Consider the following 14,040-nt stretch of genomic DNA (forward strand, 5'->3'; position numbering starts at 1 on the left):
GAGCCCTAGCGCCGTTCGAACTTCAGGATGTTGTCGCCAGTGCCCGGGGCACCGCTGTCCGGCGGGCCGAACTTGAAGGCGCTCGGGTCGCGCGCGGACGTCATTTCGTACAGCGGGTGGATGCGGCCCAGGCGCGCACCGCCGTCGCGCACCAGCGGTGCCCATGCGAAGTTGGCGGTGAACTTGTTCGAGCGCGGCAGCAGCGCATCGAAGGGCACCGAGATGTAGATGCCCTTGTCGAAGCTGCCTTCGCCGAACTGCCTTGCCGAGATGTTGGTCTTGGTAGCGTAGGCGCCGAGCACCACGCCGTTGTCGAAGCGGCGGCTGATGTCGATGGTGACCCCGCGGTCGCCCGCCAGGTACTGGCCCGCGCTGATCTTGGCCAGGACGCCGTTCCAGCCGGTGTCCCAGTAGAGGGTGGCGTGGCCGGTGTTGACCTTGTAGTCGCGCAGGCCGAAGTCCTGGTCGAAGTCGCGTTGCCGCACATGGTTGAAGTCGATGCCGATGGCCATGCGGCTGCGCCATGGCCGATAGAGCCATTCCGCGCCGACGCCCGCGTACATGCTTTCCAGCGCACCGCCGTACACGCTGTAGTACTGGTTGTCCGTAAGCCTGCCGACGTGCGTCAGCTGCAGCACCGGCATCGTCAGGCGCTTGGCCGTGACGAACTCGCGCTGCAGGGTTCGCACGCGGGGCAGGTTGCTGGGCGCCGTGTAGGTGAACTTGTCGAAGTTGTCGAGCAGGCGCAGATTCAGCGCACCGTTCACCCACGTGCTTGGCGTGAAGCGGTATTCGGCAACCGCCTGCACGCCGATCTGGTAAAGCACGAACGCATTGGGGCCGCCCAGGATCTGGCCGAGGCTGGGTGTCAGGCCGATGCTGAACTTGGGGGTGCGGCGCTCCCACGGCGCGAGCGCCTTGTTGTCGTCCGCAATGCCGGGCGCGTCCCGCGATGCGATGGCCGCATTGGCATTCGAAATGTTGGGAGGCTGGAAGTCGGCGCCGATGGGCGGGGGCGCATAGTCGCGCTGGCTGGCCGCACGCGCTTCGCTCGGCGTCTGCGCCTGGTAGTGCGCCGTCACCCATTCGTTCCGGTCGACCACTTGCGCATGCATGGGCAAGCCGCGTTCCGAGTAGTGCAGGACGAAGTTCTTGATGGTGCCCGGCGCATCGCGGTGCAGCACGGCAATGATCTGCTCGACGCGCGCGTTGCGGTACACGGTGGCGCTTTCTGTGATCCACACGTGCAGCATCTGGCCCTGTGGCGCAATGCGCTGGACGGTCCACTCGGTGCGGCTTTCGATATCGGCAGCGGTGGCCGCCCAGCCTGGCGACGTGGCGGGTGGCGTCGGCGAAAAGCGCGGCGCCGGCGGGTCCGCCGTCTTGGGCATCTGCATGTTCGCCAGGTTGGTTTGCAGCGTGAGGCCCACCATCACCTTGTTGCCGCGCTCCAGGCCGGCCGAGAAGGTCACGCCGGGGGCGTAGCGGTATTCCAGGCCGATATTGATCGGCGAGCGCCGCGGCTGGTCGTTGTTGAGCGGCTCGTTCTTGTAGTTGTTGCCTTCGAACTCGAGCTTGAGCGTCAGCGGGTCCCAGGGCGTGCGCCACTGCACGCCACCGAAGAGCGCGGTAGGGCCGCGAAAGAGCCGGCCGAAGTTGGCGCCGCCCCATGTGGTCTCGCTCACGCGGGTCTTGAAGCGGCTGCTCAGCAAGCCGAAGGGATTGCTGATGTTGCCGCTGCTCCCCATGTAGCCCCAGCCGATGCCGAGGCTGAAATCCAGGTCGCCGTGGCGCTTGCTCGCCACCAGGTACTCGGACGAAAAGAGACCGGTACCGCCGATGTCGCGAAAGCCCAGCGCCACCTCGGGGAGGTAGGCCGACTCTTTCCACAGCCGCGCCTTGAAGTCGATGCTCTTGTCCTTGTAGTCCTGGTTGCTCAGGCCGATGCCGTAGATGCGGTTGCCGATGGACGTGTAGCGGAAGCCGGCTTCCAGCCAGTCGAGCGGCTGGAACATCACGTTCAATCGCGTATAGGGCGAGACATGCGTGATGGAGGTGCGCATGTCGCCCGTCTGGCCCATGCGGGCCGAGGGCGTCTGCAGCAAGCCGGTTTCGCCCCAGTCATTGCCGCTGGGCTGCAGCGGGCGGTACTGCGGTGCCGCCTCGGGGCGCACCGAAACCGTGGTGGGCTGGAAGGGGGTGGCCGGGGGAGAGGGCTCTGCCGCCAATGGAATGGGAATGGCCGCAGGTGCCGCCACATCAGATGCGGCAACCGCCGGTGGCGTAGCCGTTGCCGGAGCTCTCGCCACGGCAGATCCTTGTGGCGATGGCCCCTGCGTGGCCAAGAACTTGATCATCCCCTCGGAAACTGCCTCCAGGTCGTCCTTGCCGCGGGGCGCCGCCCATACCCAGGCGCCGGGCGCCGGCTCGTCCGACGGATGCGCATTCCACTTTGCCATGCCGACCCGCGCGGTGCGGCCGTCGGGCTGCGCCACCCAGGCCCAGTCGTGCTTGCCTTCGGGATCGCAGGCCGCCACGTAGTCCCATGCCGTGCGGCCGGGTTCGTGCGCCACCTGGCAGAGCCGCCCGTCGGGCTGCACCACCGAAATGGTGCTCAGGACCGGCGGAGGCGCAATGAGCTGCTGGCCGGCCGTGAGCACCGGGTCTTCTTCGGGGTGCGCCTCGAGCCAGCGCGGGTCCACGATGCCGAGCGCAACCCGGCCCGTGACGGGAAGGTTCTGCAGCCATGCGATCAGCTGCTGGCGCTGGGCGTGTTCGGCCCGGGGGGCGCGCCGCCTGGCGGCCTCGAGCCGCAGCAGCACCTGGTTCTTAAGGAACTGCTGCGCCAGCCGCTCCTGTGGAACGCGCCATGACAAGCCAGGGGCGGCCGATTCCGTCGGCTGCCGCAGCAGCCATGCACTCAGGCGCTCGCCCGGGCGAATGTCGGCGTCGTTGGCCGGCGTCTTGTTGTCGACGGGGCCGCTGCCCAGGGGCTGGGCCGCCGCGGCGCAACTGGCCGCGAGCGCGCAGGCCACCACCGCGCGAAGAGGCCAGGGTTTTCTGCCGGAGCCACGAAGAAGCAAACGGCTCATGTACCAGCGCTCGCCGCTGCGACGGGTGCTGGGGAAGAAGGCGTCCACTGCTCGAAGCTCATACACAGGTCATTGGAAATACATTGCTCGGAATAAACGACCCGAGGGGTGCCGCCCGCTTGCGAGACGCCGAAGCGCGCGGGGGGCAGCGAGGCGCTTGCCGGCCGGGAAACGCTGCGCTCCTCGTACCAGCGCAGGGAAGCAGCGGGCGTGCCAGCCAAGGCGACTTGCTGCGGTGCGGCAATCGGCGCCAGCACGATCTCGTCCCGAATACCGAAACGGTAGCCCGGCATCATGTCGCGCTGGCGTTGGTAGGCTTTCGCGGAAGGCGGGCTGTTCGCATCGGCAGTCCAGGCGGGCAGGCCCGAAAACCGCACCTCCCGCCAATCGGTGGAAAGACCGGTGGTTCCCACCAGGCGTCCATCGAGCAGCCTGACGACCTCGCCGCTGCCGCTGTACCAGACTTCGACCGCGCCTTCAGGGCGCTTGTCTATATAGCCGAGCACCATGAACACCGTCTGGTCGCCGGTGGCTACGCGCAAATAGCGGTAATTGGGATTAAAGGCGGGCGGGGGCGCCGAAGGCGCGCCGCTATATATATGCCGTGCCGTTGCCAGCATGGCAGAAGATCCGGAAGAACAGCCGCCAACGCCCAAAAGAAATGCCGCCAAAAGACAGCATTCAACAAGTCGCGTGGCGTGGCCAACGCGCGGACTTTTCAGCGAATGCCCTCCCGTCAGGAGGGCCCGCACGATCAATTCGTGCCGGTGGTACCTGTGCCGGTGCCGCCCGTACCGCCGGTGCCGCTGCCGCCACCGCTGTTGCCGCCGTTGCCGCTGGCCACGGCAGCTGCCAGGCCGACGCTGGCTGCGATGCCGCCAGCCTGTCCGGCGGTAATGCGGCCGAATGCGGAATTGGTTGCGCCGGTAGCGCTGGCCGGCTGCGGGCCGGGCGTTTGAACGGGAGGCGTCGGGGTCGGGGCTTGCGCCAGAGCCGAAGAAATGCTCAAGGCTGCAATGGCGGTTGCGAACACCAATGGCTTAATTCTCATGGCAAACATCCTCTCAATTGACGATTAACAGTTGAGAGAAGATTAGCAGCTAGCGAAGTGTGCCGCAACTAATTTAGCCTTTTGCAACCATTTGCCGGTGCAAATCGTTGTGACGAAATGTCGTCTAAATAAGTTGCAAATAAATACTAATTAATTGTTCTTAGTCGATCTTCCAGGGCGCCCGGCGGGACGCATTCGCACGTGCTCGGACCTGGCGGCGTTGAATATGCCCGCAACAGCCCGCTACAATCGCCGGTTGACCCTGCTCCAGCGAAGAAGACTTAGAGGATCCCCATGAGTGACATGACCTCCGGCTCCCCCCGGATCGACACAAGCAAGCGGACGTGGTTAATCGCATCCAGCTGTGCCGGCGTAGCGGGAGGCGTGGCCACCGCGATTCCCTTCGTGAGTACTTTCCAGCCCTCCGAAAAGGCCAAGGCCGCGGGCGCTGCGGTCGAGGTGGACATTGCGGGCCTCAAGGTCGGCGAGAAGATCACCGTCGAATGGCGCGGCAAGCCCGTCTGGATTCTCAAGCGCTCGCCCGAGCAGGTTGCCGAGCTCGCCAAGCTCGACGGCCAGCTGGCCGATCCGCTCTCCAAGCGGCACCCCGACGAGTTCACCCCCGAATACGCGCAAAACCAGCACCGCTCCATCAAGCCCGACGTGCTGGTGGTCGTGGGCATCTGCACCCACCTCGGCTGTTCGCCGGTCGACCGGCTCCAGGCCGGTCCGCAGCCTTCGCTGCCGAACGACTGGGAAGGCGGGTTCCTGTGCCCTTGCCACGGCTCGACCTTCGACCTGGCCGGCCGCGTCTTCAAGAACAAGCCCGCGCCTGACAACCTGCCGGTGCCCCCGCACATGTACGTGTCGGACACCAAGTTGCTCATCGGCGAAGACAAGAAGGCCTGAGGCAGAAGAAGAACATGGCTGAATTCCACGAAATTTCCCCCAACGCGCCCGCCGGCGAGAAGCTGCTCAACTGGGTCGACAACCGCTTCCCGCTGACCAAGCTCTGGAACGACCAGTGGGGCAAGTACTACGCGCCGAAGAACTTCAACTTCTGGTACATCTTCGGCTCGCTCGCGATGCTGGTCCTCGTGATCCAGATCGTGACCGGCATCTTCCTGGTGATGCACTACAAGCCCGACGCGAACCAGGCGTTCGCATCGGTCGAGTACATCATGCGCGACGTGCCCTGGGGCTGGCTCATCCGCTACATCCACTCGACGGGCGCCTCGGCGTTCTTCATCGTGGTGTACCTGCACATGTTCCGCGGCCTCATGTACGGCAGCTACCGCAAGCCGCGCGAGCTGATCTGGGTGTTCGGCTGCGCGATCTTCCTGTGCCTGATGGCCGAAGCCTTCATGGGCTACCTGCTGCCGTGGGGCCAGATGAGCTACTGGGGCGCCCAGGTGATCGTGAACCTGTTCGCCGCCATCCCGTTCATCGGTCCTGACCTGGCCCTGCTGATCCGCGGCGACTACGTGGTGAGCGATGCCACGCTCAACCGCTTCTTCAGCTTCCACGTGATCGCCGTGCCGCTGGTGCTGCTCGGCCTTGTGGTGGCTCACCTGATCGCGCTGCACGAAGTGGGTTCCAACAACCCCGACGGCATCGAGATCAAGGCCAAGCGCGGCCCTGATGGCCATCCGCTCGACGGCATTCCGTCGCACCCGTACTACACGGTGCACGACATCTTCGGCGTAGTGGTGTTCCTCACGATCTTCTCGGCCGTGGTGTTCTTCGCGCCCGAAGCAGGTGGGTACTTCCTGGAGTACAACAACTTCATTCCGGCCGATTCGCTGAAGACGCCCAACCACATCGCTCCGGTCTGGTACTTCACGCCGTTCTATTCGATGCTGCGTGCAACCACCGACGACATGGTCAACGTGTTCGCGCTGATCATCGGCCTGGCCGCCATCCTGAACTTCGTCAAGGGCAAGTCGGGCACCGCGCTGAAAATCGCGGTCGTCGTCGTGGCGGCCGTGGCGATCTTCCTGCTCAAGGCGTTCGACGCCAAGTTCTGGGGCGTGGTCGTGATGGGCGGCTCGGTCATCATCCTGTTCTTCCTGCCCTGGCTGGACAAGAGCGAAGTCAAGTCGATCCGCTATCGTCCGGGCTGGCACAAGTATGTCTACGGCGTCTTCGTGTTCCTCTTCCTGATCCTGGGCTACCTGGGCATCCAGGCGCCCGGCGTCTGGGGCAACCTGGTCATCGGTTCGTTCGCGCTCGACATCGCGCAGACCATCTCGCAGATCGGCACGCTTTTCTACTTCGGTTTCTTCCTGCTCATGCCCTGGTGGAGCAGCAAGGGCGAGTTCAAGCCCGTGCCCGACCGCGTGACCTTCGCCGCCCATTGAGAAGCCCAAGAGAGCTCGAGAGAAACACGATGAAGAAAAGCATTTCTGGCTGGCTCGCGGTTGTGGGCCTGGCACTGGGCCTGACCTTTTCCGCAGCCGCCTCGGCCGAATCCGGCGGTATTGCATGGGACAAGGCGCCCAACAAGACCACCGACGTGGCCTCCCTCCAGAACGGCGCCAAGCTGTTCGTCAACTACTGCCTGAACTGCCACTCCGCGGCCTTCATGCGCTACAACCGCCTGCAGGACATCGGCATTTCCGAGCAGCAGATCAAGGACAACCTGCTGTTCTCGACCGACAAGGTCGGCGAGACCATGAAGGCCAACATCGACGCACGCCAGGCCAAGGACTGGTTCGGCACCACGCCGCCCGACCTGACCCTGGTCGCGCGCTCGCGCGCCGGCCACGGCGGCACCGGTGCCGACTACCTGTACACCTACCTGCGCACCTACTACCGCGACGACACCAAGGCCACCGGCTGGAACAACCTCGTGTTCCCGAGCGTTGCCATGCCCAACCCGCTGTGGGAGCTGCAAGGCGAGCGCCGCCCGGTCTACACCAAGGTCGAGCAGCATGGCCACGCAACTGAAGTGTTCAAGGGCTGGGAGCAAGTCACCCCCGGCACCATGACGCCGCTGCAGTTCGACAATGCCGTGGGTGACCTGGTGGGCTACCTGCAATGGATGGCCGAGCCGGCACAGAACACGCGCATCCGCATCGGCGTGTGGGTGCTGCTGTTCCTGGCCATGTCGTTGGTTTTCGTGTGGCGACTGAACGCCTCGTACTGGAAAGACGTCAAGTAGTTCCGTCCACGCCGACCGGGCGCCCCGTGCGTCCGGTCCCACAGAGTGGGTTGCCAACGCGACCCACTCTTTTTGATTTTTAGGAGTCTCTCGCCATGATGGTCTTGTATTCAGGAACGACCTGCCCCTTTTCCCACCGCTGCCGGTTCGTGTTGTTCGAAAAGGGCATGGATTTCGAAATCCGCGACGTCGACCTCTACAACAAGCCCGAAGACATCAGTGTGATGAACCCGTACGGCCAGGTGCCGATCCTGGTCGAGCGCGACCTGATCCTGTACGAGTCGAACATCATCAACGAGTACATCGACGAGCGCTTTCCGCATCCCCAGCTGATGCCCGGCGATCCGGTCGACCGCGCCCGCGTGCGCCTGTTCCTGCTCAACTTCGAGAAGGAACTCTTCGTGCACGTGGCCACGCTCGAGAACCGCACCGCCAAGGGCAACGAGAAGGCGCTCGAAAAGGCCCGCTCGCACATTCGCGACCGCCTTACGCAGCTCGCACCCGTGTTCCTCAAGAACAAGTACATGCTGGGCGACAACTTCTCGATGCTCGACGTGGCCATTGCGCCGCTGCTCTGGCGCCTTGACTACTACGGCATTGACCTCAGCAAGAACGCGGCGCCGCTTCTGAAGTACGCTGAGCGCATCTTCTCGCGCCCGGCCTACATCGAAGCACTGACGCCTTCCGAAAAGGTCATGCGCAAGTAAAACTGCGTCAATCGTTCTCCGCTGTCTTTCATGATCAACGCGCTCGAGTCGTCCTCCACCCGCCCGTACCTCATTCGGGCGCTGTATGAATGGTGCACCGACAACGGGTTTACGCCTTATGTCGCGGTGCAGGTCGACGACACCGTCCAGGTGCCGCGCGAGTACGTGAAGAACGGCGAGATCGTGCTGAACATCAGCTTCGACGCGACCAGTTCGCTCAAGCTCGGCAACGACTTCATCGAGTTCAAGGCCCGTTTTGCCGGCAGCGCGCGCGAGATCATCGTGCCCGTGGGCCGGGTGATCGCGATCTATGCGCGCGAAAACGGGCAGGGCATGGCCTTTCCGGCTCCCGTGCCGGCAGGCAGCGGCGCAGAGGGCGGTGCTTCCACGGGCGCCGCGGCGCCTTCGCCCCAGGGGCCCGCGCGCATGCCGCTGCGCGATGCGTCTCGCGGTACCGAAGGCGATGCCGGCAAGATCGTGCACCTGGTAACAGGTGAAGACGCGGATGAAATGGTCGATGTCGGCGACGATTCCGGCTCATCCTCCGAGCCGCACGACGAGCCGCCGCGCCCTCCAGCCGGTGGCGGCAACCGCCCCTCGCTCAAGCGCGTGAAGTAGGCGTATTTCGCACCGCTAAAATCCCAGGATTCGTGCCGCTTTAGCTCAGTTGGTAGAGCACCCGCCTTGTAAGCGGAAGGTCGTCAGTTCGATTCCGACAAGCGGCACCATATATCGAAGATCCCGGAAAAGGCATCTGCCTTGGCCGGTAAGCAAAAAGGGGCGATTTCTCGCCCCTTTTCATTTTTCGGCGGCCGACAGAAATCAGCAACGGCCTTTCTTGGCTTGTCCCGGTGGGCAATGCGCGTGCCCGCCGCCGCCGTGGTCGCCGCCATGGTCGGCGTGGCGAGGCCTCTCCGCCCGGCGCCAGTTGCCTTCCATCCACCGCCATCCGCCGTCCGCCTGAACCCAGCGGCCGGGCGCATAGGCGTAGTCCGGCCGTGCAGCCTGCCAGAAGCCGGCGCGCCAGACATAGGCGCGCTGGTTCCATTGCCAGTGTCCCGGCACCCACACCTGGCCGGACCTGGGGCCCGGCATCGGCTCATAGCGAGGCGCGGGAGGCGCAACCTGGACCAGGGGCAGGTTGATGTTGACCGAAACCTGTGCCACGGCCGGCACGGCAGACGCGGCGAGCGCGGCGGCGATCAGAAGAGCAGAGACTTTCATCGGAACCTTTGAATATGTGAACACGTATGCACAACGCAGACCGGTGCAAAGTGTAGTCAGCGCATTCCCAGGTGGCGCCATATCGAAAGCGTGATAGCCCGGGGCCGTTGCTCCTGCCGGGTGCTAGAGTCGAAAGCGCAAGTTGCACGCCGATGCGCAGACTCCGCTTTCTTACCCACCGCCACCGCGCCCCTTCGACGAACCGGGTGCTCGGGCTTCTGCTGGCCTTCAATGCCGGCGCGGTCAATGCGGGAGGCTTTCTTGTGCTGCACATGTATACGTCGCACATGACGGGTTTCGCGTCGCAGTTCGCCGACAGCCTGGTGCTGGGCAACACGAAGCTGCTGCTGAATGCGCTGGGAGCCATCCTGGCGTTTCTTTCGGGGGCAGCCGTCTGCGCGATTCTCGTGAACTGGGGCCGCCAGCATCGCTTGCGCAGCGTCTATGCGGTACCGCTGCTGCTCGAGGCGGCGCTCATGTTTCCGTTCGGCCTGATCGGGGCCATCACCCTGACATGGCCCACGCCGTTTGCGGTGCCGCTCACGGTGCTGTTGCTCTCATTCATCATGGGCTTGCAGAACGCGGTCGGCTCCAAGACCTCCGGCGGCAGCATTCGAACGACCCACATGACGGGCAACATCACCGATGTGGGCATGGAACTGGGCAAGCTGCTCTACTGGAACCGCCATGTAACGCCCGAGCGGGCGATGGTGCGCCACAACCGCCGCAAAATGCAGGCGGCGGGCGGGCTGATCGGCATGTTCGTGCTGGGCGGGATCGTCGGCGCACTCGGCTTCAGCTATCTCGGCTTCGTATGCGTGGTGCCGCTCGCGGCATTGCTGTTGGCCGTCTCGGTGCCGCCTCTGGTGCAGGACGTGCCGCGGTCCAGAACACTGCAGAAACTATTGGCGGCACTCAAACCGCGCCCACGCTGCCCGTGATCGGCAGCACGATGCCGGTGATGTAGCTGGCGCAACTCGGCGCGGCCAGGAACACATAGGCGGGGGAGAGCTCCTCGGGCTGTGCCGGCCTTTGCATGTCGGTGTTCTTGCCGAAGTCCTTGACCTTTTCGGGCGGGCTGTCCGCCGGGTTCAAGGGCGTCCACACCGGGCCCGGCGCCACCGCATTCACGCGGATGCCCTTGGGCAGCAGGTTGCTGGCAAGTGATTTGGTGAACGCGTGTATCGCGCCCTTGGTCGTCGAGTAGTCGAGCAGGTGCGCGCTCCCCTCGAGGCCGGTGACCGAACCGGTGTTGATGATCGACGAGCCCTGACCCAGGTGCGGCACTGCGGCACGCGCCATCTGGAAATAGCCGAACACGTTGGTCCTGAGCGTCAGGTCGAAGCGCTCATCGGTAATGTCCTCGATCGATGCCGCATGCAGCTGGAAGGCCGCGTTGTTCACCAGGATGTCGAGCTTGCCGAAGGCTTCGACCGTCTTGTCGACCGCTTCCCGGCAGAACGCCGGATCGCAGACGTCGCCCTTGATCACGATGCAGCGTGCGCCTTCGTCCTCCACGTGCCGCCGGGTTTCCTCCGCGTCCTCGTCCTCATCGAGGTGCACGATGGCCACGTCGGCGCCTTCGCGTGCATACAGCAGCGCCACGGCGCGCCCAATGCCCGAGTCGCCTCCGGTGATCAGTGCCGTCATGCCCTCGAGCTTGCCGCTGCCCTGGTAGTCCGGCGCCTCGAACCGCGGGCGCAGCGTCATGTCCGCCTCTTGGCCGGGCTTGCTCAGGTGCTGTGCCGGCATCGGGTTGGCCGGCTGCGGGCGAGAGCCTGCCTGCGCAGGCTGGCTGGACTTCTTGGCAGCGGGTTTCGCGCTGTCCTTTTCATCTTGCGCGCGCTGGACTTCCCGATGCTTGGCCGCCGTCTGGGCGGGTCCCGCGGACTTGGATGACTTGGCGGATTTGGGAGGTGATGCGGTGGTCGATTTCATGGTGCCTTGGCTCCTCATGCAAATGACCACCGTAAAACTCCCCGGCCTCGCTCGCGTAGGAATCCGTCCCGACCGCATGCCCGCCGTGTCGCGCGAAGCAGGGGCGAGCTAAATTTCAGCGCCCTCGACCAGGAAGCGCACGCGGCGCACGCCTTGCCACTCATCGGCATCGAGCCTGAAGGCGAGCTTCACGCGTGCGGGCAGCGGATCGGTATGGCCGAACCAGATGCCGTCGACCGGGTGGCCCTGGTGCCGCAGCTTGAGCGCCAGGTGCTTTTCGCCGACGAGGCGTTGCGACACCACCTCCACTTCCTCGCTGAAGGTGGGCGGCGCAAAGCCCTGGCCCCACACCTCGCGGTGCAGCGTGTCGACGAGGTCGATGCGCATGTACTCGCGCTCCAGCGGTCCGTCGGTGTCCAGGCGCCGGGTCAGCGTGGCTGCGTCGAGCCACTCGTGGGCCACCTCGGCCAGCGCGCGCTCGAACACCTCGAACTTCTCGCGCGCCACGGTGCAGCCCGCCGCCATTGCATGGCCACCGAAGCGCAGCAGCACGCCCGGATGCCGCTTGGCCACCAGGTCGAGCGCATCCCGCAGGTGAAAGCCCGGAATCGACCGGCCCGAGCCCTTGAGCTCGTGCTCCTTGCCCGGTGCGCCGCTCGCGGCAAACACGAAGGTCGGGCGATGGAAACGGTCTTTCAGGCGCGAGGCCACGATGCCGACCACGCCCTCATGGAATTCCGCGTCGAACACGCTGATGGCGGCGGGCGGCGCTTCGCCGCCCTTCGCATCGGGGCCGAACAGCGATTCGGCCAACATCAGCGCCTGGTCGCGCATGCCGCCCTCGATGTCGCGCCGCTCGCGGTTGATGCCGTCGAGCATGCGCGCGAGCTCGTCGGCTCGGCCGGCGTCGTCGGTCAGCAGACATTCGATGCCCAGCGTCATGTCGGCGAGGCGCCCGGCCGCATTGATGCGTGGACCGAGCGCAAAGCCGAAGTCGAAAGTGGTGGCCACGGCAGCATTGCGCCCCGCCGCCTTGAACAGGGCCGCAATGCCCGCCGGCAGCGCGCCAGCGCGAATGCGCCTGAGGCCCTGCGCCACCAGGCGACGGTTGTTGGCGTCGAGCTTCACCACGTCGGCCACGGTGCCAAGCGCCACCAGCGGAAGCAGCACGTCGAGCTTGGGCTGCGTGGCCGCCGTGAACACGCCGCGCGTGCGCAACTCGGAGCGCAGCGCCAGGAGCACATAGAACATCACGCCCACGCCGGCAATGCTCTTGCTCTCGAAGCCGCAGCAGGGCTGGTTGGGGTTCACCAGCACATCGGCGGCCGGCAGTTCGGGGCCGGGCAGGTGGTGGTCGGTCACCAGCACCTGCAGGCCGCGCGCCTTGGCGGCGGCCACGCCTTCGACGCTGGCAATGCCGTTGTCCACGGTAATCAGCATGTCGGCGCCGCTATTTGCGACGCGCTCGGCAATGGGCGGCGTGAGGCCGTAGCCGTCGACCACGCGGTCGGGCACCAGGTAGCTCACGTTCTTTGCGCCGAGCAGGCGCAGGCCGCGCACGGCAACCGCGCAGGCAGTGGCGCCGTCGCAGTCGTAGTCGGCCACGATGCACAGGCGCTTGCCCTGCGCCATGGCATCGGCCAGCAGCACCGCAGCCTCGCGCGTACCGTGCAGCGTATCGGGCGGCAGCAGGCGCGCCAGGCCGTCGTCGAGCTCGTCCTTGGCCAGCACGCCGCGCGCGGCAAAAAGGCGGGCCAGCAAGGGGTGTACACCGGCCTGCTCCAGCGCCCAGACCGAGCGGGGCGGTATGTCTCTGGCGATGATTTTCATAGGCCCTCGAGCACGTTGGCGGCGCGTGGCCGGTCGAACAGGCTCTTGGCCCAACCCACCAGGCCGCGCTGCTGCACCGCATAGCGCTGCGCCGCACGGTCGCCGCACAGCGTGAGCGTGATGTCGGCGCCCGCGGTGTAGTCGGCCAGCAGGTCGGCGACGGGGCCCGCATCCAGCGCTTGCCACGCCTGTGCCCATCCTGGCCCGTCGTCGCGCAATGCGGCCACGCGCAGCGCGTCGCTCACGGTGGGCGCGGGATTGGCGGGAGCAGGGTCCGCCTGCAGCGCGCCGGTGCCGCTGAGCCAGAAGGAGTTGATCGGCGGCACGCCGCGGGCGGCGCGCTCATCGTTCACGCGCTGGGTGTAGAGCAGCATCTGCATTTCATTCTGGAGGCGGCGCAGCGGCCGCGCGGCTTCGGCGAGCGGCGACCACTGCGAAATCGGATGGCCCACCGCACGGTCGATAGATGCCGTTGCCAGGCCGTTGAAGATGCGTGCGCGCGCCAGCCAGCGGCCGGGGGTGGAAGAGGGGTGCAGCGCAATGCCGTCTTCCTCGAAGAAAGGATGGGCGGCAGCCAGCAGCGCGGCCGATTCGGCGGCGTCGATCTCGATGGCGGCGGGGTCGCCCAGCACCACGTCGTCGATGCCCACCTGCCAGTTGCACAGCGACACCAGGCCCCAGCCTTCGCGGTCGCCGGGCTCGGCAATGCCGATTTGCCTGGCCTCGAGCGCGGCCCAGGGAATGCAGCCGTCGGCTGCGGAAATACCCAGCGCCGCGGCCAGCGCCCTTTCATGGGGCGGTGAGCGCGTGCTTTCGTCCTGCGTAGCGGTCTCCACCAGCGAGAGCCGGGAGAGCAGGGACTCGAGGTTGGGCAGCCGAAGCGATGGCAGCGCGGCGCGGCATGCAGGGGAACCGCGGCCGGCAAAGGGAATCAACAGATGACGTGGGAGAGGTTCGGCCATTCCCCTATTGTCCGGGAATGCCACAATCCCGGGGATGCAACGCCCCGAAGCGCCCTTGGCGCCGGAAGCGCGT

The 14,040-nt window shown here is 65.7% G+C and carries 13 protein-coding genes and 1 tRNA gene; 7 read left to right on the forward strand and 7 right to left on the reverse strand.

Going from position 1 to position 14,040, the window contains the following annotated elements:
* Window positions 1-5: 5 nt before the first annotated feature.
* From V9K97_RS19385 to V9K97_RS19395, 3 genes are all read right to left on the reverse strand, one after another.
* Window positions 6-3,092: a YjbH domain-containing protein gene (locus V9K97_RS19385; RefSeq protein ID WP_337320056.1), complete on the reverse strand. Its 3,087-nt coding sequence runs from the start codon at window positions 3,090-3,092 to the stop codon at window positions 6-8.
* Window positions 3,089-3,712 carry a YjbF family lipoprotein gene (locus V9K97_RS19390; RefSeq protein WP_337297757.1) on the reverse strand — a complete coding sequence of 208 codons (624 nt, stop codon included), beginning with the start codon at window positions 3,710-3,712 and terminating at the stop codon, window positions 3,089-3,091. Before V9K97_RS19390 ends, V9K97_RS19385 begins: the two co-directional genes overlap by 4 nt.
* Window positions 3,713-3,846: 134 nt before the next feature.
* Window positions 3,847-4,143 (reverse strand): hypothetical protein, encoded by a 297-nt coding sequence (locus V9K97_RS19395; RefSeq protein ID WP_258504442.1) that lies wholly within the window; start codon window positions 4,141-4,143, stop codon window positions 3,847-3,849.
* 294 nt (window positions 4,144-4,437) lie between these two features.
* On the opposite strand from V9K97_RS19395, the gene petA reads away from it, so the two are divergent.
* The 6 genes from petA (at window position 4,438) to V9K97_RS19425 (ending at window position 8,741) form a co-directional block, all read left to right on the forward strand.
* Window positions 4,438-5,052, forward strand: a complete 615-nt coding sequence (gene petA, locus V9K97_RS19400) for a ubiquinol-cytochrome c reductase iron-sulfur subunit (RefSeq protein WP_126745569.1) — start codon at window positions 4,438-4,440, stop codon at window positions 5,050-5,052.
* Window positions 5,053-5,066: 14 nt separating this feature from the next.
* Window positions 5,067-6,503 (forward strand): cytochrome b, encoded by a 1,437-nt coding sequence (locus V9K97_RS19405; protein WP_258504444.1) that lies wholly within the window; start codon window positions 5,067-5,069, stop codon window positions 6,501-6,503.
* 29 nt (window positions 6,504-6,532) lie between these two features.
* Window positions 6,533-7,306, forward strand: a complete 774-nt coding sequence (locus tag V9K97_RS19410) for a cytochrome c1 (RefSeq protein ID WP_337297759.1) — start codon at window positions 6,533-6,535, stop codon at window positions 7,304-7,306.
* Window positions 7,307-7,401: 95 nt separating this feature from the next.
* Entirely contained in the window at window positions 7,402-8,013 is a 612-nt protein-coding gene (locus tag V9K97_RS19415; RefSeq protein ID WP_062473683.1) for a glutathione S-transferase N-terminal domain-containing protein, read from the forward strand.
* A 30-nt stretch (window positions 8,014-8,043) separates the two neighbouring features.
* Complete coding sequence (locus V9K97_RS19420) at window positions 8,044-8,631, forward strand: ClpXP protease specificity-enhancing factor (protein ID WP_337320058.1); 588 nt, start codon at window positions 8,044-8,046, stop codon at window positions 8,629-8,631.
* Between the two features lie 34 nt (window positions 8,632-8,665).
* Window positions 8,666-8,741 (forward strand) — tRNA-Thr (locus V9K97_RS19425).
* 94 nt (window positions 8,742-8,835) lie between these two features.
* On the opposite strand, the gene V9K97_RS19430 is transcribed toward V9K97_RS19425, so the two are convergent.
* Window positions 8,836-9,237, reverse strand: a complete 402-nt coding sequence (locus tag V9K97_RS19430; protein WP_258504446.1) for a hypothetical protein — start codon at window positions 9,235-9,237, stop codon at window positions 8,836-8,838.
* 152 nt (window positions 9,238-9,389) lie between these two features.
* Here V9K97_RS19430 and V9K97_RS19435 point away from each other — a divergent pair, with 152 nt between their 5' ends.
* Window positions 9,390-10,178 (forward strand): YoaK family protein, encoded by a 789-nt coding sequence (locus tag V9K97_RS19435; protein WP_337320060.1) that lies wholly within the window; start codon window positions 9,390-9,392, stop codon window positions 10,176-10,178.
* On the opposite strand, the gene V9K97_RS19440 is transcribed toward V9K97_RS19435, so the two are convergent.
* The 3 genes from V9K97_RS19440 to V9K97_RS19450 form a co-directional block, all read right to left on the reverse strand.
* Window positions 10,153-11,175, reverse strand: a complete 1,023-nt coding sequence (locus tag V9K97_RS19440) for an SDR family oxidoreductase (protein WP_337320061.1) — start codon at window positions 11,173-11,175, stop codon at window positions 10,153-10,155. The two genes, V9K97_RS19435 and V9K97_RS19440, sit on opposite strands and share 26 nt — an antisense overlap.
* A gap of 108 nt (window positions 11,176-11,283) precedes the next feature.
* Window positions 11,284-13,005 carry a single-stranded-DNA-specific exonuclease RecJ gene (gene recJ / locus V9K97_RS19445; protein WP_337320063.1) on the reverse strand — a complete coding sequence of 574 codons (1,722 nt, stop codon included), beginning with the start codon at window positions 13,003-13,005 and terminating at the stop codon, window positions 11,284-11,286.
* Window positions 13,002-13,967: a hypothetical protein gene (locus V9K97_RS19450; RefSeq protein WP_337320064.1), complete on the reverse strand. Its 966-nt coding sequence runs from the start codon at window positions 13,965-13,967 to the stop codon at window positions 13,002-13,004. The genes recJ and V9K97_RS19450 overlap by 4 nt, the downstream gene beginning before the upstream one ends.
* Window positions 13,968-14,040 lie beyond the last annotated feature (73 nt).

It is taken from the genome of Variovorax sp. CCNWLW186 (genome assembly GCF_037203865.1).
In the GTDB taxonomy this organism is placed as follows: domain Bacteria; phylum Pseudomonadota; class Gammaproteobacteria; order Burkholderiales; family Burkholderiaceae_C; genus Variovorax.

What these genes read in the sequence shown, in the direction of transcription:
- V9K97_RS19385 (WP_337320056.1), bottom strand. Translation starts at nt 3,092, where the DNA reads ATGAGCCGTTTGCTTCTTCGTGGCTCCGGCAGAAAACCCTGGCCTCTT.
- V9K97_RS19450 (WP_337320064.1), bottom strand. Translation starts at nt 13,967, where the DNA reads ATGGCCGAACCTCTCCCACGTCATCTGTTGATTCCCTTTGCCGGCCGC.
- V9K97_RS19440 (WP_337320061.1), bottom strand. Translation starts at nt 11,175, where the DNA reads ATGAAATCGACCACCGCATCACCTCCCAAATCCGCCAAGTCATCCAAG.
- V9K97_RS19420 (WP_337320058.1), top strand. Translation starts at nt 8,044, where the DNA reads ATGATCAACGCGCTCGAGTCGTCCTCCACCCGCCCGTACCTCATTCGG.
- V9K97_RS19435 (WP_337320060.1), top strand. Translation starts at nt 9,390, where the DNA reads ATGCGCAGACTCCGCTTTCTTACCCACCGCCACCGCGCCCCTTCGACG.
- V9K97_RS19390 (WP_337297757.1), bottom strand. Translation starts at nt 3,712, where the DNA reads ATGCTGGCAACGGCACGGCATATATATAGCGGCGCGCCTTCGGCGCCC.
- V9K97_RS19405 (WP_258504444.1), top strand. Translation starts at nt 5,067, where the DNA reads ATGGCTGAATTCCACGAAATTTCCCCCAACGCGCCCGCCGGCGAGAAG.
- V9K97_RS19410 (WP_337297759.1), top strand. Translation starts at nt 6,533, where the DNA reads ATGAAGAAAAGCATTTCTGGCTGGCTCGCGGTTGTGGGCCTGGCACTG.
- recJ (WP_337320063.1), bottom strand. Translation starts at nt 13,005, where the DNA reads ATGAAAATCATCGCCAGAGACATACCGCCCCGCTCGGTCTGGGCGCTG.
- V9K97_RS19430 (WP_258504446.1), bottom strand. Translation starts at nt 9,237, where the DNA reads ATGAAAGTCTCTGCTCTTCTGATCGCCGCCGCGCTCGCCGCGTCTGCC.
- V9K97_RS19395 (WP_258504442.1), bottom strand. Translation starts at nt 4,143, where the DNA reads ATGAGAATTAAGCCATTGGTGTTCGCAACCGCCATTGCAGCCTTGAGC.
- V9K97_RS19415 (WP_062473683.1), top strand. Translation starts at nt 7,402, where the DNA reads ATGATGGTCTTGTATTCAGGAACGACCTGCCCCTTTTCCCACCGCTGC.
- petA (WP_126745569.1), top strand. Translation starts at nt 4,438, where the DNA reads ATGAGTGACATGACCTCCGGCTCCCCCCGGATCGACACAAGCAAGCGG.